The organism is Cobetia sp. 5-25-4-2 (genome assembly GCF_013374075.1).
GTDB classification, from domain to species: domain Bacteria; phylum Pseudomonadota; class Gammaproteobacteria; order Pseudomonadales; family Halomonadaceae; genus Cobetia; species Cobetia marina.
The window spans coordinates 41,991-63,829 of record NZ_BLWK01000004.1; the positions used below are offsets into that span (position 1 = coordinate 41,991).

General features: G+C 63.1%; 18 protein-coding genes and 1 other RNA gene. 5 read left to right on the forward strand and 14 right to left on the reverse strand.

All coding sequences use genetic code 11. The annotated features are described in order from the left end of the window. Nucleotides 1–99: 99 nt before the first annotated feature. The 4 genes from greA to dapB all read right to left on the reverse strand — a co-directional run bounded on the left by greA (nt 100) and on the right by dapB (nt 6,399). Nucleotides 100–576: a transcription elongation factor GreA gene (gene greA / locus HXS65_RS09845; RefSeq protein ID WP_077379500.1), complete on the reverse strand. Its 477-nt coding sequence runs from the start codon at nt 574–576 to the stop codon at nt 100–102. Next, the gene (gene carB, locus HXS65_RS09850; protein WP_084209488.1) at nt 573–3,803 is read right to left on the reverse strand and encodes a carbamoyl-phosphate synthase large subunit; all 3,231 of its coding nucleotides are present in this window, start codon (nt 3,801–3,803) and stop codon (nt 573–575) included. Before carB ends, greA begins: the two co-directional genes overlap by 4 nt. Before the next feature lie 67 nt (nt 3,804–3,870). After that, complete coding sequence (carA, locus tag HXS65_RS09855; RefSeq protein ID WP_176493787.1) at nt 3,871–5,016, reverse strand: glutamine-hydrolyzing carbamoyl-phosphate synthase small subunit; 1,146 nt, start codon at nt 5,014–5,016, stop codon at nt 3,871–3,873. 576 nt (nt 5,017–5,592) lie between these two features. Continuing rightward, on the reverse strand, nt 5,593–6,399 hold the full coding sequence (gene dapB, locus HXS65_RS09860) for a 4-hydroxy-tetrahydrodipicolinate reductase (RefSeq protein ID WP_176493788.1): 807 nt from the start codon (nt 6,397–6,399) through the stop codon (nt 5,593–5,595). 210 nt (nt 6,400–6,609) lie between these two features. Here dapB and HXS65_RS09865 point away from each other — a divergent pair, with 210 nt between their 5' ends. After that, nucleotides 6,610–7,635, forward strand: a complete 1,026-nt coding sequence (locus tag HXS65_RS09865; protein ID WP_077379508.1) for an esterase-like activity of phytase family protein — start codon at nt 6,610–6,612, stop codon at nt 7,633–7,635. A gap of 133 nt (nt 7,636–7,768) precedes the next feature. Here the strand turns inward: HXS65_RS09865 and dnaJ are convergent, their stop codons facing one another. The 3 genes from dnaJ to grpE form a co-directional block, all read right to left on the reverse strand. Further along, on the reverse strand, nt 7,769–8,920 hold the full coding sequence (dnaJ, locus tag HXS65_RS09870; RefSeq protein ID WP_176493789.1) for a molecular chaperone DnaJ: 1,152 nt from the start codon (nt 8,918–8,920) through the stop codon (nt 7,769–7,771). Nucleotides 8,921–9,088: 168 nt separating this feature from the next. Further along, nucleotides 9,089–11,011, reverse strand: coding sequence for a molecular chaperone DnaK (gene dnaK / locus HXS65_RS09875; RefSeq protein WP_077379512.1), 1,923 nt, complete (start codon nt 11,009–11,011; stop codon nt 9,089–9,091). A gap of 216 nt (nt 11,012–11,227) precedes the next feature. Further along, nucleotides 11,228–11,857, reverse strand: coding sequence for a nucleotide exchange factor GrpE (gene grpE / locus HXS65_RS09880; protein ID WP_077379514.1), 630 nt, complete (start codon nt 11,855–11,857; stop codon nt 11,228–11,230). A 364-nt stretch (nt 11,858–12,221) separates the two neighbouring features. On the opposite strand from grpE, the gene recN reads away from it, so the two are divergent. Continuing rightward, entirely contained in the window at nt 12,222–13,892 is a 1,671-nt protein-coding gene (gene recN / locus HXS65_RS09885) for a DNA repair protein RecN (RefSeq protein ID WP_077379980.1), read from the forward strand. Between the two features lie 155 nt (nt 13,893–14,047). Here the strand turns inward: recN and fur are convergent, their stop codons facing one another. Then, on the reverse strand, nt 14,048–14,470 hold the full coding sequence (fur, locus tag HXS65_RS09890; protein ID WP_077379516.1) for a ferric iron uptake transcriptional regulator: 423 nt from the start codon (nt 14,468–14,470) through the stop codon (nt 14,048–14,050). A gap of 78 nt (nt 14,471–14,548) precedes the next feature. Between fur and HXS65_RS09895 the strand changes: the two genes are divergently transcribed. Continuing rightward, on the forward strand, nt 14,549–14,977 hold the full coding sequence (locus HXS65_RS09895; RefSeq protein ID WP_077379518.1) for an outer membrane protein assembly factor BamE: 429 nt from the start codon (nt 14,549–14,551) through the stop codon (nt 14,975–14,977). 159 nt (nt 14,978–15,136) lie between these two features. Here the strand turns inward: HXS65_RS09895 and HXS65_RS09900 are convergent, their stop codons facing one another. Next, nucleotides 15,137–15,445, reverse strand: a complete 309-nt coding sequence (locus HXS65_RS09900) for an RnfH family protein (RefSeq protein ID WP_077379521.1) — start codon at nt 15,443–15,445, stop codon at nt 15,137–15,139. A 72-nt stretch (nt 15,446–15,517) separates the two neighbouring features. Continuing rightward, the gene (locus tag HXS65_RS09905; protein WP_077379522.1) at nt 15,518–15,955 is read right to left on the reverse strand and encodes a type II toxin-antitoxin system RatA family toxin; all 438 of its coding nucleotides are present in this window, start codon (nt 15,953–15,955) and stop codon (nt 15,518–15,520) included. A 162-nt stretch (nt 15,956–16,117) separates the two neighbouring features. Between HXS65_RS09905 and smpB the strand changes: the two genes are divergently transcribed. Continuing rightward, complete coding sequence (gene smpB / locus HXS65_RS09910; RefSeq protein ID WP_077379524.1) at nt 16,118–16,594, forward strand: SsrA-binding protein SmpB; 477 nt, start codon at nt 16,118–16,120, stop codon at nt 16,592–16,594. A 181-nt stretch (nt 16,595–16,775) separates the two neighbouring features. Beyond that, nucleotides 16,776–17,130, forward strand: a transfer-messenger RNA (tmRNA) gene (gene ssrA / locus HXS65_RS09915). Nucleotides 17,131–17,217: 87 nt separating this feature from the next. Here ssrA and HXS65_RS09920 read toward each other — a convergent pair. The 4 genes from HXS65_RS09920 to HXS65_RS09935 all read right to left on the reverse strand — a co-directional run bounded on the left by HXS65_RS09920 (nt 17,218) and on the right by HXS65_RS09935 (nt 21,444). Then, nucleotides 17,218–18,078, reverse strand: a complete 861-nt coding sequence (locus HXS65_RS09920) for an ABC transporter ATP-binding protein (RefSeq protein WP_176493790.1) — start codon at nt 18,076–18,078, stop codon at nt 17,218–17,220. A 132-nt stretch (nt 18,079–18,210) separates the two neighbouring features. Continuing rightward, nucleotides 18,211–19,314 carry an iron chelate uptake ABC transporter family permease subunit gene (locus tag HXS65_RS09925; RefSeq protein ID WP_191236456.1) on the reverse strand — a complete coding sequence of 368 codons (1,104 nt, stop codon included), beginning with the start codon at nt 19,312–19,314 and terminating at the stop codon, nt 18,211–18,213. 49 nt (nt 19,315–19,363) lie between these two features. Continuing rightward, nucleotides 19,364–20,332 carry an iron ABC transporter permease gene (locus tag HXS65_RS09930; RefSeq protein WP_077379982.1) on the reverse strand — a complete coding sequence of 323 codons (969 nt, stop codon included), beginning with the start codon at nt 20,330–20,332 and terminating at the stop codon, nt 19,364–19,366. A 155-nt stretch (nt 20,333–20,487) separates the two neighbouring features. After that, on the reverse strand, nt 20,488–21,444 hold the full coding sequence (locus HXS65_RS09935; protein WP_176493791.1) for an ABC transporter substrate-binding protein: 957 nt from the start codon (nt 21,442–21,444) through the stop codon (nt 20,488–20,490). Between the last annotated feature and the right edge of the window lie 395 nt (nt 21,445–21,839).

Here is a 21,839-nt window from a genome sequence, read left to right on the forward strand (position 1 = left end):
CCGCAGGCAAAAAAACAGCCCTGCCGGGATGACCGGCAGGGCTGTCACGACATCAGGATCTGACGAATCAGAGGCGATGCTCTTCAGATGTGAAGTGCTTCAGATGTGATGCACTTCGGAGATTTCATACTCCACATCGCCACCCGGGGTACGCACGACCACGACATCCCCTTCTTCCTTGCCGATCAGCGCACGCGCGATCGGTGAGGTAACGGAGATCTTGCCGTCCTTGATGCTGGCCTCATCCTCACCCACGATGCGATAGCGCACTTCGCTGTCGTCATCGAGGTTCATCAGATCAACCGTGGTACCGAAGATCACCTTGCCTGTCTTGGGCAGCTTGGTGACATCGATGACCTGGGACATCGAGAGCTTGGCTTCAATCTCCTGGATACGCCCCTCGATGAAACCCTGTTGCTCACGCGCGGCGTGATACTCGGCGTTCTCCTTGAGATCGCCGTGCTCACGTGCTTCCGCGATGTCAGCGATGACCTTGGGGCGTTCCGTGCCCTTGAGGTGCTCGAGCTCCTTGCGCAGGCGATCTTCGCCCTCGACGGTCATCGGACTTCTACTCATATCATGACTCCTGCATGCAGATCCTGGAGACGACGGACCTTGACATCGTTTCCGTACTCGAGCGCCATGCACACGGCATTGGCACCCGCCAGCGTCGTGGCATAGGGCACCTTGTGCGCCAGCGCAGTGCGGCGAATCACGGACGAGTCATTGATGGCCTGACGCCCCTCAGTGGTGTTGACGATGTAGGCGATCTCGCCGTTCTTGATCATGTCGACGATATGCGGCCGCCCCTCGAACACCTTGTTGACGGGTTCAACCTCGAGCCCGGCAGCGGCAATCACCTCTGCCGTGCCACGGGTAGCACAAAGCGTAAAGCCCAATGTTACCAGAGAGCGGGCCACCTCGATAACGCCCGCCTTGTCGAACTCGCGCACGGACAGGAACGCCTTGCGATCGCCCGTCAATGTCGGGATGGCTTCCCCGGCGCCCAGCTGCGCCTTGTAGAAGGCCTCGGCGAAGGTATCGCCAGAGCCCATCACTTCACCGGTGGACTTCATTTCCGGTGACAGGATCGGATCGACACCCGGGAACTTGGCGAACGGCAGCACCGCTTCCTTGACGCTGTAGAAGGTCGGCACGATTTCCTGGGTGAAACCGATCTCTTCCAGGGTCTGGCCGGCCATGCAACGCGCGGCGATCTGCGCCAGTGACTGGCCGATGCACTTGGAGACGAACGGCACGGTACGCGAGGCACGCGGGTTGACCTCGATGACGTAGATCACGCCATCCTGCCAAGCCAGCTGAACGTTCATCAGACCGACGACGTTGAGCTCCAGCGCCATGCGCTTGACCTGCTCACGCATCTCTTCCTGGACGTCTGCCGGCAGCGAGTAAGGCGGCAGTGCGCACGCCGAGTCACCGGAGTGGATACCAGCCTGCTCGATGTGCTGCATGATGGCGCCGATCACGACCTGCTTGCCATCGGACACCGCGTCGATGTCGACCTCGATGGCGGCATTCAGGAAGTGGTCCAGCAGCACCGGCGAGTCATTGGAGACCTTGACCGCGTGGGTCATGTAGTTCTCGAGCTCGGAGGCGGAGTAGACGATTTCCATCGCGCGGCCGCCCAGCACGTAGCTCGGACGCACCACCAGCGGGTAGCCGATGGTTTCGGCCTTGACGAAGGCCTCCTCGAAGCTGCGTGCGGTGGCGTTTTCCGGCTGGATGAGACCGAGCTTCTCGATCATCTGCTGGAAACGTTCGCGGTCTTCGGCGCGATCGATGGCGTCCGGCGTGGTACCGATGATCGGCACACCGGCGGCCTCGAGCTCACGGGCCAGCTTCAGCGGCGTCTGACCGCCGAACTGGACGATGACACCGACAGGCTGTTCCTTGTCGGCGATCTCCAGCACGTCTTCCAGCGTCACCGGCTCGAAGTAGAGGCGATCGGAGGTGTCGTAATCGGTGGACACGGTTTCCGGGTTGCAGTTGACCATGATGGTCTCGTAGCCGTCCGCGCGCATGGCGAGGGAGGCGTGGACGCAGCAGTAGTCGAACTCGATGCCCTGACCGATGCGGTTCGGACCACCGCCCAGCACCATGATCTTCTTCTTGTCGCTGACCTCGGCCTCACACTCCTCCTCGTAGGTGGAGTACATGTAGGCGGTGTCGGAAGCGAACTCCGCGGCACAGGTATCGACACGCTTGTAGACCGGGCGGATGCCCTGCTGCTGACGATGCTTGCGGAAGGCCTTCTCGGACACGCCCATCAGGCGCGCCAGACGGGCATCACTGAAGCCCTTGCGCTTGAGACGGAACAGACGATTGGCATCCATCTCGCCCAGAGAACTTGCCGCCACTTCGCCTTCCTGAGCGATCAGGTCGGCCAGCTGCACCAGGTACCAGCGGTCGATGTTGGTGAGACGGAAGATCTCTTCGATGCCAAGGCCGGCACGCATGGCATCGGCGATGTAGAAGATACGCTCGGCACCGGCGGCCTGCAGCTCGCCCTTGATGCGCGCCATGTTCTCGTCGCCGTAGTCGGCCACGATGGGATCGAGACCATCGACACCGGTCTCCATGCCACGCAGTGCCTTCTGCAGGGATTCCTGGAAGGTACGACCGATGGCCATGACTTCGCCGACCGACTTCATCTGCGTGGTCAGACGGTCATTGGCCTGCGGGAACTTCTCGAAGGTGAAGCGCGGAATCTTGGTGACGACATAGTCGATGGACGGCTCGAAGGACGCCGGCGTCTTGCCACCGGTGATGTCGTTCTGCAGCTCGTCCAGGGTATACCCGATGGCCAGCTTGGCGGCGATCTTAGCGATCGGGAAACCGGTCGCCTTGGAGGCCAGTGCAGAGGAGCGCGACACGCGCGGGTTCATCTCGATCACGACCATGCGACCGGTGTCCGGGCAGATGCCGAACTGGACGTTGGAGCCACCGGTCTCGACACCGATCTCGCGCAGGACGGCCAGCGATGCATCACGCATCAGCTGGTATTCCTTGTCGGTCAGGGTCTGTGCCGGGGCGACAGTGATGGAGTCACCGGTATGCACGCCCATCGGGTCGAAGTTCTCGATGGCACACACGATGATGCAGTTGTCGTTCTTGTCACGAACGACCTCCATCTCGTATTCCTTCCAGCCCAGCAGCGATTCGTCGATCAACAGCTCACGGGTCGGCGACAGCTCGAAACCGCGATGGCAGATCTCTTCGAATTCTTCACGGTTGTACGCCACGCCGCCGCCGGAACCGCCCATGGTGAAGCTGGGACGGATGATGGACGGGAAGCCCAGCTCGGCCTGGATTTCCCAGGCCTCTTCCATGGAGTGTGCGACCTTGGCCTTCGGGCACGCCAGGCCGATCTTCTTCATCGCCTTGTCGAAGCGATCACGGTCTTCGGCCTTGTCGATGGTATCGGCGTTGGCACCGATCATCTCGACGCCGAATTTCTCGAGCACGCCTTCGCGCTCCAGGGCCAGTGCACAGTTCAGTGCGGTCTGGCCACCCATGGTCGGCAGGATGGCGTCCGGACGCTCCTTCTCGATGATGCGCGCCACGGTCTCCCAGGTGATCGGCTCGATGTAGGTCGCGTCGGCCATCACCGGGTCGGTCATGATGGTGGCCGGGTTGGAGTTGACCAGGATGACCCGGTAACCCTCTTCACGCAGGGCCTTGCAGGCCTGTGCGCCGGAATAGTCGAACTCGCACGCCTGGCCGATGACGATGGGGCCGGCGCCGATGATCAGGATGCTTTTCAGGTCTGTACGTTTCGGCATGTCTCTTCCCGCAATGATCTGGTGACTGAACTCAACGATGGATCAGGCCCTCGGGCCTGCGCTCGGCTCAGCGTCGCGCGCGCATCATCTCGATGAAACGATCGAACAGCGGGGCGACGTCCTGCGGGCCGGGGCTGGCTTCCGGGTGACCCTGGAAGCTGAAGGCCGGACGGTCGGTGCGCTCGATGCCCTGCAGACTGCCATCGAACAGCGACTTGTGGGTCGCGCGCAGATGGCTCGGCATACCGGCTTCATCCACCGCGAAGCCGTGATTCTGACTGGTGATCATCACCACACCACTGTCGAGATCCTGCACCGGGTGATTGGCACCATGGTGACCGTGGCCCATCTTGACGGTGGTCGCACCGGAGGCCAGGGCCAGCAGCTGGTGACCGAGGCAGATGCCGAAGACCGGCGTCTCGGTCTCGAGCACTTCACGAATCGCGGTGATGGCGTAGTCGCAGGGTTCGGGGTCGCCCGGACCGTTGGACAGGAAGATGCCATCCGGGTTGAGCGCCAGCACCTCGGCGGCAGGCGTCTGCGCCGGCACGACGGTCAGACGGCAGCCACGCGAGGCCAGCATGCGCAGGATGTTGTGCTTGACGCCGTAGTCGTAGGCGACCACGTGGAAGGGGCGCTCTGACTCACGGGTGTCGGCGTAGCCTTCTCCCAGGGTCCATTCGCCTTCGTGCCACTCGAATGACTCGCGGCAGGAGACTTCCTTGGCCAGGTCCATGCCCTTGAGGCCCGGGAAGGCACGAGCGGCTTCCAGCGCACGCTCGACGGCGTCATCTCCCTGAGCATCCTCACCGGCGAGAATGGCGCCGTTCAGCGAGCCCTTCTCGCGCAGGATGCGCGTCAAACGACGCGTATCGATATCCGCGATGCCGACGACATTCTCGTCACGCAGGTACTGATCGAGAGAGCGAGTGGAGCGGAAGTTGCTGGCCAGCAGCGGGAGGTCGCGGATGACCAGGCCGGCGGCCGCGACATGATCGGACTCGTTGTCCTCGTCGTTGATGCCGGTATTGCCGATGTGCGGATACGTCAGAGTGACGATCTGTCGGGTGTAGGAGGGATCGGTCAGGATTTCCTGGTAGCCGGTCATGGCAGTGTTGAACACCACCTCGCCACTGGTCTGCCCATCAGCGCCGATGGCGCTGCCGTGAAATACACTGCCGTCTTCCAAGGCCAGTATCGCGGGTTTGATCAACGCAACGTCCTCCCCTAAGTGTCCACTTTCCTGCCCGGAATCCGCGGTCGAACACCGGACATGCTGCTTGATTGTCGTACTCGGCTGACGCCGAGTCTGGGTCCCGCTGCCACTCTTCCCACGCGCCTTCCCCATGTGAGGAGCGCTCGCCGGAAGCGGCAAATTCAGGCTGCAAAAAAGCGGGACGAAACCGAAAAATCAGGCTTCATCCCGCTTGTTATCATTCTTCGGAATATTGCTTGTCACAGCGGCCCCAAGAGTGCGGCCAAATTGGGTAGAGATTACCCGAATCCTGCGGTGCTGACCACCCCATGACTGCACCGCGAGCGGGCGGCAGTGCCCACCATACGGTCGTTTCGTCACAGCAGTCAGCTTGCGGAGCATCGGGAGTGATCGCGAGCCTGTCCCCCGAATCACCTGCCAGGAACGTTTCCCGCCGCAAGGTGCAACATCCATCACCGCCGACCGACAATATCCTGTCGGCGGTGACAGCTTCCACGATGCGCCCGGAAGCCACTCGAACGCGGCAAATCGAGTGCCCGGGACGCGATCTCGACCCGAGCCCCCGACGGGACATCACTTGAGACCCAGCACGTCCTGCATGTCGTAGCGTCCGACGCCACGCGCTGACAGCCACTCGGCGGCACGCGCCGCGCCCTTGGCGAAGGTCATGCGGCTTGAGGCCTTGTGGGTGATCTCGATGCGCTCGCCTTCGGTGGCGAACATCACGGTATGCTCGCCGACGATGTCACCGGCACGCACGGTGGCGAAGCCGATTTCCTTGTCGGTGCGCGGACCACACTGCCCTTCGCGTGCAAAGACACCGTGGGTCTCGAGATCACGACCGATGGCATGTGCCACCGCCTCGCCCATCGCCAGTGCCGTGCCGGAGGGGGCATCGACCTTGTGGCGGTGGTGCGCCTCGATGATCTCGATGTCATACCCCGCATCCCCCAGTGCCCGGGCTGCCGTTTCCAGCAGCTTCAGCGTCAGATTGACGCCGGAGCTCATGTTGGCGGCAAACACGAAGGGCACGCTGTCGCGATAGCCATCCAGTTGCTCGAGCTGCTCCGGGCTGAAACCGGTCGTGCCGATGACCATGCGCTTGCCGTGCTCCGAGCACAACGCCAGGTTGGCCAGCGTCACCTGCGGCGCGGTGAAATCGATCACGACATCAACGTCATCCACCACGGCGGCCAGACTGTCACTGGCGACCACACCCAGACGCCCCTGCCCCGCCAGCTCGCCGATGTCGGCACCTGCCAGGGAGCTACCGGCCTCGACGATGCCCGCTGTCAGCGTCAGGCCTTCCACGGCACCGACGGCCTCGACCAACGTGCGTCCCATGCGTCCGGCGACGCCCATGATTGCGATACGGGTCATGCTGACTCCTGCCTGTTGTGGGTCTTGAGGGCAGCCACCCCACGGCGATGATGAGGGTGTACCACCTGTGCTGTCCCCGCGAGTATATCAGCCGCCTGCAGCGTTGGCTGACGTCATGTATTTGCCCCCGTTACGCGCTAGAGTAGCGGGAGACTGAGTTCCTGCCCGTCCACGCCACTCCCTCTTCACCGCTCAGTTCCCGGAGTCAGCATGTCGCTACTTCATCGTTATGCCATTCGTCATTGGCGCCTGCTGCGCCTCGCAACCCTTGCCACGGCAGTTGCCGGCCTGCTGAGTGCCTGTGGCGTTCACCCGCGCCCCTACTCGCTGGCCTCGCCGGAGCAGATGAGCCAGCTGCCGGAGATCCAGTGGTGCGGCACCCTCAAGCTGCCAGGCAAGTGGCTGGATGGCACCCCCGTCGGCGGCCTGTCCGATATCGGCTGGGACAAGGATGAATCCCTGCTGTACGCCGTGTCGGACCGAGGCTGGCTGCACCGCCTGCGTCTGGCCTTCCGCCATGGGGAGCTGGTCGGTGCCAAGGCACTCAAGACCTATACGCTGCGCGACGAGACCGACATCTCCCTGCAAGGCGCCCTGAGCGATGCCGAAGGCATGCAGCTGCTGAAGGACCACAACGGCCGGCGCGGCGATACCCGTCTGGTCATCAGCTTCGAGCAGCAACCCCGAGTCGAGCACTTCCTGCCCAGCGGACTGGCGATCAGCGAACCCGCCACCCCCGTGGGCGTACGCGGTGCCGCCCCCAACAATGGCATGGAGGCGCTGACCCTGCACCCCGAGTACGGCCTGCTCGCCGGTCTGGAAGCCACCCCGGAGGGCATGGACGAAGGCACCACGCGCCTGTTCACGCTGGATGGCAAGCAGGAATGGCGCTATCCACTGGCCAGCGACACGGGCTCGAGCCTGACCGCCATGGAGATGCTGCCGGACGGGGACATCCTGATGCTGGAGCGCGCCTTCTCGCCGCCCTATCCGCTGGTCATCAGCCTGCGTCGCGCGCATCTGGGAGAGCCGGGGACGACTGTCGAGGTCCGCACCCTTGCCCGCCTGTCGAGTGGCGAGGGGTGGTCACTGGACAACTTCGAAGGGCTCACGCACCTGGAGGGCAATCGCTTCCTGATGGTCTCGGATGACAACTTCAGCAGCTTCCAGACCACGCTGCTGAGCTGTTTCGCGGTGATCGAGCCCGAGGCCTTCACGCCAGCCTCTCAAGAGTGAAACATCGCCTGACAGCGCATCGCTGATGACATGTCAGGCGAACCCTGACAATGAAAAAGCCCCACTCCCGAGTCATCGGGGTGGGGCTTTCGCGTTGCGCATCCGCCAGCGCGAAGGAGAAGGAAGACGCAGCCTAGGGCTTCATGTCCTCGAAGAACTTCTTCACGCCATCGAAGAAGCTGTTCTCCTTCGGCGAGTGGCTCTTGCCGGTATCGCCAAGGCTCTGCTGGAACTGGCGCAGCAGCTCCTTCTGCTCCTCGTTCAGGCTGACAGGTGTCTCGATGACCACCTTGCACAGCAGATCGCCGGCAGGGCCACCACGCACCGGCTTGACGCCCTTGCCGCGCAGTCGGAACAACTTGCCCGTCTGGGTCTCGGCCGGAATCTTGAGCACGACACGACCATCCAGCGTCGGGACGTTGAGCTCACCACCGAGCGCTGCATCCACGAAGCTGATCGGCACTTCACACTGCAGGTGACGCCCATCACGCTTGAAGATCTCGTGCTCGCGCAGATTGACCTGGACATACAGATCACCTGACGGCCCGCCGTTGACACCGCCCTCGCCTTCGCCGTTCAGGCGGATGCGGTCACCGGTATCGACGCCCGGCGGAATCTTGACCGAGAGGGTCTTGGATTCCTGCACGCGGCCTTCGCCGTGACACTTGCGGCACGGCACACTGATCTTCTCGCCACGCCCGTGGCAGGTCGGACATGCCTGCTCGACCGCGAAGAAGCCCTGCTGCATGCGCACCTTGCCCATGCCGTTGCAGGTCGGGCAGGTTTCCTTAGTGGAACCCGGCTCGGCGCCGTCACCATCACAGTGACCACAGGCAGCCAGACGCGGCACACGGATGTCGACCGTGGTACCGGCGACCGCCGATTCCAGATCGAGATCAAGGTTGTAGCGCAGGTCGCTGCCACGCTGAGGAGCGTTCGGATTGCGACGGCCACCGCCGCCACCGAAGATGTCACCGAAGACATCGCCGAACACGTCGCCGAAGCCACCGGCACCACCACCACCAAAGCCACCGCCGCCGAAGCCACCGCCGCCCTGGCCGTCGACACCGGCATGACCGAACTGGTCATAGGCCGCGCGCTTGTCCGCATCGGACAGCACTTCATAGGCTTCCGACACTTCGCGGAACTTCTCCGCCGAGGCCTCGTCATCCGGATTGCGGTCAGGGTGATGCTTCTGAGCCAGGCGTCGGTACGCCTTCTTGATGTCCTTGGTGTCGGCGCCACGCTCGACACCAAGCACTTCGTAATAATCACGCTTGGACATGGATCAGGTCCGCCTGGATTGCTGGCAGCCCAAGGCTGCCTGTCTGTTCTGGGATATCGGCTGTCACCGACAGCGTGCGCCCACGCGATACGCTACCGGTGCAAACGACAACGCGGGACACCTTCGCAAGGCTCCCGCGCTGTCATCAGACGTCGTTCAAGAGATCCCTCAGGACTTCTTGTCGTCGTTGACTTCCTCGTACTCGGCGTCAACCACGTCGTCGTCTTGCTTCTTGTCAGCCTGACCGTCGCCAGCCTGCTCACCCTGGGCACCCTGCTCGGCATACATCTTCTGCGCCAGGTTGCCGGAGGCTTCGGTCAGCGCATCCAGCTTGGCCTGGATCGCGTCCTTGTCGTCGCCTTTCAGGGCTTCTTCCAGCTCGGAGATCGCCGTCTCGATGGCTTCCTTCTCGCTGGCCTCGGCCTTGTCACCGGCTTCGGTCAGGGTCTTTCTGGTCGCGTGGATCATGCCATCGGCCTGATTGCGCAGCTGAACCATTTCCTCGAACTTCTTGTCTTCGTCGGCGTTGGCTTCCGCGTCACGCACCATCTGTTCGATCTCTTCGTCGGACAGGCCGCCGGAAGACTTGATGACGATGGACTGTTCCTTGCCGGTGGCCTTGTCCTTGGCGGACACGTTCAGGATACCGTTGGCATCCAGATCGAAGGCGACTTCGATCTGCGGCACACCACGCGGGGCCGGCGGAATGTCGGCCAGGTCGAAACGCCCCAGGGACTTGTTCTGTGCCGCCTGCTTGCGCTCACCCTGCAGGACGTGGATGGTCACCGCGCCCTGGTTGTCGTCAGCGGTGGAGAACACCTGAGACTTCTTGGTCGGGATGGTGGTGTTCTTCTCGATCAGCGGAGTCAGCACGCCACCCATGGTCTCGATGCCCAGCGTCAGCGGCGTCACGTCCAGCAGCAGCACGTCCTTGACGTCGCCACCCAGCACGCCACCCTGGATACCGGCGCCGACGGCGACCGCTTCATCCGGGTTGACGTCCTTGCGCGCTTCCTTGCCGAAGAATTCAGCGACCTTGGACTGCACCAGCGGCATGCGAGTCTGACCACCGACCAGGATGACATCGTCGATCTCGGAAGCGGACAGGCCGGCATCGGCCAGAGCGGTCTGGCACGGCTTCAGGGAGCGAGCGACCAGTTCATCGACCAGCGACTCGAGCTTGGAACGGGTCACCTTGACGTTCAGGTGCTTCGGACCGGTGTTGTCTGCGGTGATGTACGGCAGGTTCACGTCGGTCTGCTGAGCGCTGGACAGCTCGATCTTGGCCTTCTCGGCAGCTTCCTTCAGACGCTGCATGGCGAGATTGTCGCCGGACAGGTCGATGCCGCTGTCGGACTTGAACTGGTCAACGAGGTAGTTGATCAGATGCATGTCGAAATCTTCACCGCCCAGGAAGGTGTCGCCGTTGGTGGCGAGCACTTCGAACTGGGTCTCACCGTCGACGTCCGCGACTTCGATGATGGAGATATCGAAGGTACCGCCACCCAGGTCGTAGACCGCGATGGTCTTGTCACCACGAGACTTGTCCATGCCGTAGGCGAGTGCCGCGGCAGTCGGCTCGTTGATGATGCGCTTGACCTCGAGACCCGCGATGCGGCCGGCGTCCTTGGTCGCCTGACGCTGGGAGTCGTTGAAGTAGGCCGGCACGGTGATGACCGCTTCGGTGACTTCTTCACCGAGGTAGTCTTCCGCGGTCTTCTTCATCTTCTTGAGGATTTCCGCACTGATCTGCGGCGGTGCCATCTTCTTGTCCTTCACCTGGACCCAGGCATCGCCATTGTCGGCTTCGACGATCTTGTACGGCACCATCTTGATGTCTTTCTGGACGACATCATCCTTGAACTTGCGACCGATCAGACGCTTGACCGCGAACAGGGTGTTCTCCGGGTTGGTCACTGCCTGACGCTTGGCCGACTGACCGACAAGGATCTCGTTGTCGTCGGTGTAAGCGATGATGGACGGCGTGGTGCGGCCACCTTCAGCGTTTTCGATGACCTTGGTCTTGTCGCCGTCGAGCACTGCCACACAAGAGTTGGTAGTACCCAAGTCAATACCGATGATGCGTCCCATAATCGTATACCTCGAATCTGTTGCTAGCCTGAAAGATGAGTCTGGTTGTCGGTACCTTGTGTCGGCACCTGAACTTGCTTCAATAAGTGGGGTCGCGCGTCAGGCTTTCAAGGGTGTGCTGGCATTTTTTGCCGCCCTGATCCTCCTTGAAGCCCCGCAGGGCGGGCATGTGCCATCACGACACATGCCCTCATGGCCACTCGACCCCGCAGGGCCTCAGTTGGCCTTGCTGACCGCGACCATCGCCGGACGCACCAAACGACCATTGAGGGTGTAGCCCTTCTGCATCACGTCGATGACGCTGTTCGGCTCGGCATCCGGAGATGGCACCATGGCGACCGCCTGATGGTATTCCGGGTCGAAGGGCTCGCCGTGGGGGTCCAGCTGCTCGACGCCTGACTTGTTCAGGGCATCCAGCTGCATTTTCAAGGTCATCTCGATACCTTCGACATGTGCCTTGGCTGCCTCGTCGTCGCTCATGGACTCAAGCGCCTTCTCGAGCGAGTCCACCACCGGCAGCATTTCCTTGACGAACTTCTCCAGCGCGAACTTGCGAGCCTTCTCGGCATCCTGTTCGGCGCGACGGCGCGCGTTCTGCGCCTCGGCAGCTGAACGCAGCGCCTGGTCCTTCGCCTCCTTCACCGCCTGCTCGAGTTCCTCGACCTGAGCGGCCAGCATCTCGGCTTCCGGATTGTCGATCAGCTCACCTTCGCTTTCGGCGGCGACATCGGTGGCATCCAGTATGTCTTCAATCACTTCGCCTTCCGGAGTTTCCGGCTGCGGCTCGGCGTCGCGAGCGGCACGCTGAAGTTCTTCATCCATCGGGGTCTGCGGATCCTGAGCCATGCTGTTCTCCTGCGGGCCGACGTCTGTGCGCCATTGCCCTGTTCGTGGCCTGCGGAGCCTGCCTCGAGACGACGAAGGCAAACCCCTGAAGACAGGCCATGAGTTGCCTGTAGGGCAGCAAGGCCGCGCCATTGCTGCCGACGATGAGTGTCAGGGCCTTTATATGGGGCCGGCACTCGGCTTCTCAAGCCTTCGATGCGGCTTTTCTGCCAGCTGAGTCCGGCATGGATTGAAGGCCGACGGAGCGTGCTGTATAAAAAGCCATATACACTGTATGTACATCCTGTATGGCGACTCCGTAGTCACCCCCGAAACGGGCAATGATCGGCACGGCGTACGCCCCAGCTTCCCTTCGGAGGTAGTCATGCTGCTACAGCTCGCCATTCAAGATTTCGCCATCGTCGAGACACTGGAACTCGATTTTCGCCGCGGCATGACCGCCATCACCGGCGAGACGGGGGCCGGCAAGTCCATCCTGCTCGGTGCGCTCGGTCTGTGCCTGGGCGAACGTGCCGATGCCGGCAGCGTGCGACACGGCGCGGATCGCGCGGATCTCATCGCACGCTTCGATATCACAAGCCTCAGCGACGCGCGTGAATGGCTGGACGAACGCGAGCTGGGCAGCGACGACTGCCTGCTGCGCCGGGTGATCACCGCCAGCGGACGCTCGAAGGCCTGGATCAACGGCACCCCCTGCACCATCGCGGACCTGCGGGAACTGGGTGAGCACCTGATCGACATCCATTCCCAGCACGCCCACCACTCGCTGCTGAAGGAAGAGACGCACCTGCGTCAGCTCGACGAGTACGCCGGGATCGAGACGCAGGTCACCCAGCTGCGCGAGGACTTCCGCCACTGGCAGGAGGCACATCGCCGCCTCAAGCGCATGAGCAATGATGGCGACGAGGTACGCGCTCGTCGCCAGCTGTTGCGCTATCAGGTCGAGGAGCTTGATGAGCTGGCACTCAGCGAAGGCGAGCTGGAGGCACTGGAGCAGGAGCAGGAAACCCTGGCCAATGCCGAACAGATTCTCAGCGAGGCACAGGCCGCCGCCGAGTGCTGCGATCATGATGATGAAGGCGCCCTCGCGCGCCTCAATCAGGCCGTGGCGCGACTGACACACTTGCCGGGCAGCGAGCAGGGTTCGCTGGCCAGCGCACTGGGCATGCTGGAAGAGGCACGCATCCAGATAGAAGAAGCGGCACGCGAGCTGAACCGCTTCGTCGAAGTCACCGAACTCGACCCGGAGCGCCTGGCCTTCGTCGATGAGCGCCTTGGGCGCATCCACCAGATCGCCCGCAAGCATCATGTCTTGCCCGAGGAGCTGCATGGCCTGCACCAGCGACTGAGCGAGGAGCTGGAAGGGCTCGGGGGTGACGAGGAGGCCATCGAGGCCCTGCGTCAGGAAGTGGCGGCCCGCCGGGATGCCTGGAAGATCCTGGCTACTGAGGTCGGGACGTCACGAGCCGCTGCCGCCCCTCAGCTGGCCAGCGACATCCAGGATCAACTGGCCTTCCTCGGCATGGGTAAGGCGACGTTCGAGGTTGCCGTCGAGCCACGCGAGCGCCCGCAACCCGAAGGCATGGAGCGCATCCACTTCCGCATCAGTGCCAACCCGGGGCAGCCGCCGCGGGCGCTGGCCAAGGTCGCTTCGGGCGGTGAACTGTCCCGCGTCTCGCTGGCCATTCAGGTGGTGGCCGCCAGTCGCTCGACCATTCCGAGCCTGGTCTTCGATGAAGTGGATGTCGGCATCTCCGGTGCGACCGCCGAGATCGTCGGTCAGCTGCTGCGCCGACTGGGCGACAAGGGTCAGGTGCTGACCGTCACCCACCTGCCTCAGGTCGCGGCCCAGGCGCATCAACATCTGCATATCGAGAAGCAGGCAGAGAAGAACACCACACGTACCCACATGGCACTGCTGGACGAGAGTGGCCGCGTGCGGGAGCTGGCACGCATGCTGGGCGGCATTCACCTGTCCGAGCAGACCCTGGCACACGCTCGCGAGATGCTCAGCGCGGCGGACAGCCGTCACTGAGCCCCGACAGGCCGCCTTCCCGACGTCCATTCGTCCAATGAACCTCCTGGCAGTTCGAACGCCAGAAACACCAACGGCCGCCCCTGTGGGGCGGCCGTTGGTGTTTCTGTCCTGCAGCGAACCTTGTCATCCCTGACACAGGCGAGGCCTGAGCATCAGCTGTCGCTCTTGGTGTCCTTGGGACGCACGTAGAGCACCAGCGCATGCTCGACCAGCTCATAGCCATGCTCCTCGACGATCTCGCGCTGGCGGCGCTCGATCTCGGGATCACAGAACTCTATGATCTCGCCGCTGTCCAGACATACCATGTGGTCATGGTGTTCTTCCTGGGACAATTCGAAGACAGCATGGCCGCCATCGAAATTGTGACGCATCACCAGTCCAGCAGTTTCAAACTGGGTGAGCACACGATAAACCGTCGCCAGACCGACATCTTCGCCAGCCTCAAGCAACGCCTTGTACACGTCCTCGGCACTCAGGTGTCGATCCATCGATTTCTCGAGGATCTGCAGGATCTTGACTCGCGGTAGGGTTACCTTGAGTCCCGCCTTGCGCAGTTCATGGTTCTGATCGGCCATGCTGGGGTACTCTTCGCAGTCGCTTGATGTATCAGGTATGATCGGCCAAGGCAAAACGATAGGGAATCTTCAGGGCAAATGCAAAACTTGATCAAAACAGTCGCCTTTTGCAGCGCCCTGTCGCTGCTCACCGGGTGTAGCTACTTCAGCGTCTACAAGCGCGACCTTCCACAGGGCAACCTGATCAAGCCGGAAATGGTCGAGCAATTGAAGCCGGGCATGAGCCGCGAACAGGTCATCTATGTGATGGGTTCACCGCTGCTAACCGCTCCCTTCAGTGAGAATAGCTGGGACTACGTATATCGCCTCAAGAAAGCGGACGGCGAGATCATCAACAAGCGCGTCACGCTGAATTTCGACGGCGATGTGCTTTCCACCATCGACAAGAGCGGCGACATCGACAAGGAGACCGTCATCGTGCCGGACCTCGACATCGACCCGCGTGCCGCACAGCCGAACCGCAACGACAGTGGTGCAGGCGCCGCTGACCTGCCGGACGAGCTGTAAGTCGACCGCCAGCGGGCCCGTCATCGACGGGGCCGGCTGGCGGGAAACGGCATGCCCGCAAGCGCTCGGACAGCACGATGGACCGAGTCGTGATGACAGACGGGGCACCCCAGGGTGCCCCGTCTTGCGTACGGTCGCCGATGCCCGGTGAGGACACCGCTACTTCTCGGCGCGTGCCTTGTCGGCTCGGCGCTTGCGAGCAAGCTTGGGGTCGTTGATCAAGGCACGGTAGACCTCGACCCGGTCACCGGCATCCAGCACGTGCTCATCGGGCTTGCGCAGCGCCTTGCCGAAGATCCCGAGATCCGCCTCGAGAAAGACCTCGGCGCCCAGTGTCGGGAAATGTTGCTCGAGATGTGCCATGCGCACGGCCTCGCGCGCCGTGGTTCCCGGCGCGACGGCCAGGGAGACGATCTTCTGCTTCTCCGGCAGCGCATAGGCCACCTCGACCGTGATTCTGTCGCTCATGCTTGCTCCTGTCGGACTCACCTTTCAGACCACGTCATCAGGCCTTCTCTACGGCCTTGCCTGTGGCGGACATCAATTCGCGCCGTACAGCTGGTCAGCACGCCGCGTGAACGCCTCGACCATCTGACCGGCGACCTGACTGAACAACTTGCCGAAGGCCATGCCCAGCAGGCGATTGCTGAATTCGAAATCCAGCTCCAGCGAGACCTTGCAGGCATCCTCGCTCAGCGGCGTGAACAGCCAGCGTCCCTCGAGACGCTTGAAAGGGCCGTCGACCAGACTCAACTCTATGCGCTGGGGGGCGAACAGATCATTGCGGGTCACGAAGCTCTGCTCCATGCCCGCCTTGGACAGAGTCAGCCTGCCCACCAGATGGGCGTCATCCTGCTCAAGCAACTGGGCATCACTGCAGCCCGGCAGGAATTCGGGGTAACGCTCGAAATCATTGACCAGATCGAACATCGCCTGGGCCGAGTGCCGAACCAGGGCAGACCGGTTGACCGTAGGCATCTAGCTCTCCGCTGACTTGGATACGCGCCTTGCGTATCATGAACAATGGGCCGGCGCATGAAGTGCCGTCTGGCCTTGAATGGTAACACGCCTCCCCCCATCCAGAAGGATGCGCCAGCTGTCCGTCGGGCAGTGGCAGGAGCACACGACAAACGAGGCAACATGGGCAAGAAAAAGAAACCCCAACAGGGCGGCAACCTGATCGCCCAGAACAAGAAGGCACGCCACGAATACCACATCGAGGAAGCCTTCGAGGCGGGGCTGGTACTGGCAGGCTGGGAGGTCAAGGCGCTGCGGGCGGGCAAGGGCCAGCTGACGGACACCTACATCGTGATCAAGAACGGTGAGGCCTGGCTGCTCGGCTGTCATATCCATCCGCTGGAGACGGTCAACACCCACGCGGTGGCGGACCCGCAACGCACGCGCAAGCTGTTGCTGCACAAGAAGCAGATCGCGCGCATCTTCTCGCGCACCCAGGACAAGGGTCACACCTGTGTCCCCATCAAGCTGTACTGGAAGAACGCGATCGTGAAATGCGAGATCGCGCTGGTGGAAGGCAAGAAGATGCATGACAAGCGTGCCACCGAGAAGGACCGTGACTGGAATCGCCAGAAGGCACGCATCCTGCGGGATCGCTGAGACTGTCAGCGCCATGATCACGCCCCGCGCCTGCGCCGTTGCGATGTGGGAGACAAGGGCTTTGAATCACGGCAAATCACTGTCAGATCAGAAAAAATTCCTGAGGCCTTGAACTGGCGTAGCACAGTCTCCACCTGTTATGATGACACCGTAGCAAAGCAGCAAGCAGTAACACTGTTATGGGGGCGTTCTGGCATTCGACGCTGGTGGCAAACCCTGAGGTGCATGCCGAGATCGTAACGTATCTCGTAAATAAAACGTTGCAAATATATAGTCGCAAACGACGACAACTACGCTCTAGCTGCATAAGCTGCTCATGATACCGTTGCGCCTGTTCAAGGTGGATTGAGAACGAGCCCGTATAAACAGGATCGTCTTGGCCGACGTCTCTAAGGTCGAGATTAAAACTCAGAGAATCGCATTGCTGCAGCCTGTTCATTGGCGGCAGTCGTGTTAAATCAAATAATGAAACTAAGCATGTAGAGCCGAAGGCGGAGTGCCGGCGGACACGGGTTCGACTCCCGTCGCCTCCACCATATCCGTGACAAGAAGGCCTCCCCTCGGGGAGGCCTTCTTGTTTTCTGCTGTCTGATATTCCGCGCGCCGAGTCGTGCCAGGCGCTCTCAGGTAGCACTGCCACTCAGGCGCTCGTCCGTGCGCCGCACGCCGATCAACAGCGGGGTACCGGTCTCGGGGTCAGGAATCAGCCGGCATTCGACACCGTAGAGCTTGCGCACCAGCGCCGGTGTCACCACTTCGGAGGGCGGACCTTCCGCGACCACGCTGCCCGCATGCATCGCCACGAGGTGGTCGGCATAGCGACAGGCACTGGCCAGGTCATGCACCACCATCACGATGGTCTTGCCTTCCTCGTGGGCCAGCCGCTGGATCAGTTCGAAGACCTCGATCTGATGGCCGAGATCCAGCGCCGAGGTCGGCTCATCCAGCAACAGCAGCGGCGTCTGCTGCGCCAGCGCCATCGCGATCCAGGCACGCTGACGCTGGCCACCGGACATGGAGGCCAGCTCACGGTCGGCCAGACTCTCGATGTCAGCGGCCGCGATCGCCGCCGAGACCACCTCCTGATCCTCCTGCGACCACTGACGGAAGGCTCCCTGATGCGGCTGGCGACCGAAGCGCACCAGCTCATGCACCGTCACGCCTTCCGGCGAGTGCGTCTCCTGGGGCAGCAACGCGATGCGCTGCGCGACATCACGGCGCCCGAGACGTCGTATGTCCTGGCCCTCCAGCAATACCGCGCCGGCATGCGGTGCCTGCAGGCGAGCCAGACCGGCCAGCAGCGTGGACTTGCCACAGCCGTTGGGCCCGACGATGGCCGTCACCTTGCCATCCGGCAGCGCCAGCGTCAGCGCATCGATCACGGCCACATGCCGCTGTCCGCTGCCATACCCCAGCGACAGCTCACTGGCCTTGAGAGTGGCGGCCACGGTGTCCCCGCAGCGTGGATGATGTTCAGCGCTCATGGCGCATTCTCCTGAAACGATGACCCTCGTGACCCGGTTGGTCCGCGAGGGCTGCGGGCGACTCTCATGTCGGTGATGCAGACATGGCAGCCACACGGTGAATGGGGGCATCGGCCGGACAGGACAGCCTGACTAGCGCGGGCTGCGCAGCAGGATCCACAGCAGATAGGGGCTGCCGACCACCGCCATCACGATACCGACCGGAATCTCGAGAGGTGACAGCAACGTGCGTCCCGCGAGGTCCGCCAGCACCATCACCAGCGCCCCTGCCAATGCCGAACCCAGCAAGGGCACTCCCTTGTGGCGCGACAGGTAGCGGGCGATCTCGGGACCGACCAACGCCACCATGCCCACCGGGCCGGCCACGGCCACCGCGGCGGCCGTCAGCAGTACCGAGAGCCACAGCGTCGCCATGCGCACACGGGCGACATGCTGACCAAGTCCGATGGCGACAGAATCGGTAAAGCGCAGCGTATTGAGCCCTCGCCCCAGCCACAACGCCGCCGGCACCGTCAGCAGCAAGGCAATGCCCAGCCATTCGAGCGAGGAGACATCCCGTGCGTTGAGGCTCCCCACCGTCCACGGATAGGCGCTGTTGGCGACATCGATGGACACCCGCGCCAGCATCAACTGGGTGCCGGCACCGAACAGCGCCCCGACGCCGATCCCCGCGACCAGGAAGCGATAGCCGCGCGTGCCGATGCCACCGGAAAGCCCGAAGGCCAGCGCCGTGGCGACCACGGCGCCGCTCAGTGCCATCGCCGGTGGCGCCAGCGAGGCGCCGAGCCCGACGACGGAGGCAACCGCAAAGGCGGTCGCGCCATTGTCGATGCCGATGATGCCCGGCGTGGCGAGACGGTTGCTGGCCAGTGTCTGCATCAGACAGCCAGCCAACGAGAAGGCGGCGCCCGTTCCGAGGCCGGCCAGCAGTCTCGGCAGCCGCAGCTCCCGGACCACGAAGACATCGGCGAATTCACCATGGCCGAACGCGGCCTTCAGGGCGGCGTAGGGGCCCAGGCCCGCGCTGCCCAGCATCAAGGCGGCCACGCAGGCACTCAGCAGTGCCAGCAGCAGACCGAGGTTGGCCAGCAATGGCGCCCGATGCCACAGCAACGACAGGGGCCCGCAGCGCCACCAGAACGTATCGGCCGGTGCCGTGGCGACAGGGCATGATGCCTGGCGCCGAGGCACCCCGGCATCAGAAGAGGCCGATGAAGAAGGAGCGGAGCGATACATGGGCATTTCCGGGTTATCTGTCATGAAGAACGGCGCATTGAAGCCTGACTCACAGAATCGGCAGGCGACGAGCGCGCACCACGGCAATCAGTACCGGCGCGCCCAGCAGCGTGGTCAGCACGCCCAGCGGCAACTCGGAAGGACGAACGAGTAGACGCGAGACCACGTCGGCGCTCACCAGCATCACCACGCCCAGCGGCAGGCACAACCACAAGGTGCGGCGGATATCCGCACCACACAGCGCACGGGCGACATAAGGCACGGCCAGTCCCACGAAGGCGATCGGCCCCGCGAGGGCCGTGGCGGCCCCGACCAGCAACGCGACCACCAGTACCGTCAGCTTGCGCACGCGCCCCGGATGATGGCCAAGTCCACTGGCCACCGCCTCTCCCAGCGCCAATGCCGCCAGCGGCCTGACCAGCCACAGCGTCAACGCGAGGGCGAGCATGAGGCTCGGCAGGCTGCCACCCAGCGCCTCCAGCGAACGCCCTGCCAGACTGCCGATGACCCAGAAACGGATCTCGTCTGCCGCGCGCTGGTCGATCAGCAATACCAGCGACGTGAGAGCCACCAGCAGGCTGGAAAGCGCTGCACCGGCCAGTACCAGGCGCACGGGGTCCTGGCGTGCACCACTCAGCCGCACCGTGCTCATCACGAACAGGCAGCCCAGCAAGGCGCCAGCCTGAGCCACCAGCACATGCAGGCCTGCGGCCTCCATCCCCAGCAACAGGGCGATGGCGACGGCAAAGGCCGCGCCTGCGCTGACACCCAGCAGCCCCGGCTCCGCCAGGGGATTGCGTGCGACCACCTGCATCAATGCGCCGCCGCAGGCCAGCATCATGCCCACGGCGATGCCGATCACGGTACGCGGTGCACGCAGCTCGGTGACCACAAAGCGGGCCTCCTCGCTGCCCTGCCCCATCAATACCGCCCACGCCTGGGCAGGGCCGATATCTCCCGCGCCCCACAACAGACTGGCCAGGCAGGCCAGTACCGCCGCCAGACACGCCACTGGCATGACCTGCCCCAACGACAGACGCCCGGCGACCTTGCGGGTCGCCGGGCGAAGAGCTGTCTGTGGGGAGCCAGGCCGTGAGGACGCTCCTTCAGCCGCCATGCTGCCTCCCGACCTGACGGCATGACGCCTGATGAGTCGAGACGGGCCAGTCCCGCTTACCCATCACTGCGCGCCTGCTCGATGTCCTTGAGCAGCGCCTCGGCCGCCAGCGGGCCACTGGCACTGGTCCACAACTGACCATTGACGCCGACCAGACTGTCACGCGATGCGTGCTCGAGACGCTGGAAGGCCGGCTCCTTCGCCAGGGCGTCAGCGGCAGCCTCAGAGGAATCATCCAGGGTCGCCAGGAAGAGTGTGTCGGCATCGATGCGCGCCATGTTCTCATCGCTCAGCGGGTCGGAGTGCGGACGCCCCAGTTTGACCAGATCCCCGCCCACCAGCTGATAGCCGGTCGCGGCGAGCAAGCCGGTCGCGAACAGCTCATCGGACATCGCCATCAGGCCACCCGGCATGCGACGCACCAGGCTGGCAGTCTGCGGTGTAGTCATCTCGGCCTTCAGGCGCGCCGCGTGAGCGTCGATGGCGGCCAGACGCGCCTCGAGCTCCGCTTCGGCCTCTTCCCCGAGCGCCAGGGCATAGACTCGGCTCTGCTGCTTCCAGGCCTCCCGGCTGAGCGCCTCCCCGCCTGGCACGATGGTCGGCGCCAGGCGCGACATCAGCTGATATTGCGCCTTGTCCAGCCCCGGGGGAGCCAGAATCATGTCCGGCTTGAGCGCCACGATGGCCTCGAGATTGAACTCTCGCGGTGTACCGACGATCTCGATCTCTGGCACCCGAGATTGGAGATAGCTGGCCACGCCATCACCGCCGCGCGTGGTGACCGCGCCCAGCGGCGTCACCTCGCTGGCGACCGCCACATCCAATGCCCCTTCATAGAGCGTCACCACGCGCTGCGGAGTGCCCTCGAGCTCCAGTTCACCATAGGCGGTCTGGACCTCACGAGCCTCGGCAGACACCGCGGCTCCCATCAACACGACCGCCAGTGACGCCACCAGCCCACGACGCAGGCGGGACAGGGCAGGAATAGCAAACACATGGGAAGAGTGGGTCATTCGTTTCTCCAGGGAGCGAATATCAGGGCGGCGAGATCGGATGGTAATAATAATTGATCGCAACAATACCGCCTGTCCAGCCATCGGGCCACATCAGTTCCTGCAACGCGACATTGCAACAATCCGGTGAGCAAGGCTTGAAGGATGCGCAGCGCTGCCGCAGGCTGTGGCGCTGAAGAATCTCTCGCATACCGTCATCGGGGGTTGGGTTACCTGCAATCGCCCCGATAACACAGGAGAGTGCGTGCGCGGGATGCGCACATCACGCTCCCACATCCAATCGACAGCGCCTGACGTATGACGTGGCCATGCCGATGTCCAAAAGGCGCAGACGCTCAGCTATCCGGGTGCCTCTGAGTCACCTCAGGGAGCCCGCATGACTCGACTCCATCTCC

Excerpts from the sequence above, each read along its gene's own strand:
- greA (WP_077379500.1), bottom strand. The coding sequence starts at position 576 with ATGAGTAGAAGTCCGATGACCGTCGAGGGCGAAGATCGCCTGCGCAAG.
- carB (WP_084209488.1), bottom strand. The coding sequence starts at position 3,803 with ATGCCGAAACGTACAGACCTGAAAAGCATCCTGATCATCGGCGCCGGC.
- dapB (WP_176493788.1), bottom strand. The coding sequence starts at position 6,399 with ATGACCCGTATCGCAATCATGGGCGTCGCCGGACGCATGGGACGCACG.
- HXS65_RS09865 (WP_077379508.1), top strand. The coding sequence starts at position 6,610 with ATGTCGCTACTTCATCGTTATGCCATTCGTCATTGGCGCCTGCTGCGC.
- dnaJ (WP_176493789.1), bottom strand. The coding sequence starts at position 8,920 with ATGTCCAAGCGTGATTATTACGAAGTGCTTGGTGTCGAGCGTGGCGCC.
- dnaK (WP_077379512.1), bottom strand. The coding sequence starts at position 11,011 with ATGGGACGCATCATCGGTATTGACTTGGGTACTACCAACTCTTGTGTG.
- grpE (WP_077379514.1), bottom strand. The coding sequence starts at position 11,857 with ATGGCTCAGGATCCGCAGACCCCGATGGATGAAGAACTTCAGCGTGCC.
- recN (WP_077379980.1), top strand. The coding sequence starts at position 12,222 with ATGCTGCTACAGCTCGCCATTCAAGATTTCGCCATCGTCGAGACACTG.
- fur (WP_077379516.1), bottom strand. The coding sequence starts at position 14,470 with ATGGCCGATCAGAACCATGAACTGCGCAAGGCGGGACTCAAGGTAACC.
- HXS65_RS09895 (WP_077379518.1), top strand. The coding sequence starts at position 14,549 with ATGCAAAACTTGATCAAAACAGTCGCCTTTTGCAGCGCCCTGTCGCTG.
- HXS65_RS09900 (WP_077379521.1), bottom strand. The coding sequence starts at position 15,445 with ATGAGCGACAGAATCACGGTCGAGGTGGCCTATGCGCTGCCGGAGAAG.
- HXS65_RS09905 (WP_077379522.1), bottom strand. The coding sequence starts at position 15,955 with ATGCCTACGGTCAACCGGTCTGCCCTGGTTCGGCACTCGGCCCAGGCG.
- smpB (WP_077379524.1), top strand. The coding sequence starts at position 16,118 with ATGGGCAAGAAAAAGAAACCCCAACAGGGCGGCAACCTGATCGCCCAG.
- HXS65_RS09920 (WP_176493790.1), bottom strand. The coding sequence starts at position 18,078 with ATGAGCGCTGAACATCATCCACGCTGCGGGGACACCGTGGCCGCCACT.
- HXS65_RS09925 (WP_191236456.1), bottom strand. The coding sequence starts at position 19,314 with ATGTATCGCTCCGCTCCTTCTTCATCGGCCTCTTCTGATGCCGGGGTG.
- HXS65_RS09930 (WP_077379982.1), bottom strand. The coding sequence starts at position 20,332 with ATGCCAGTGGCGTGTCTGGCGGCGGTACTGGCCTGCCTGGCCAGTCTG.
- HXS65_RS09935 (WP_176493791.1), bottom strand. The coding sequence starts at position 21,444 with ATGACCCACTCTTCCCATGTGTTTGCTATTCCTGCCCTGTCCCGCCTG.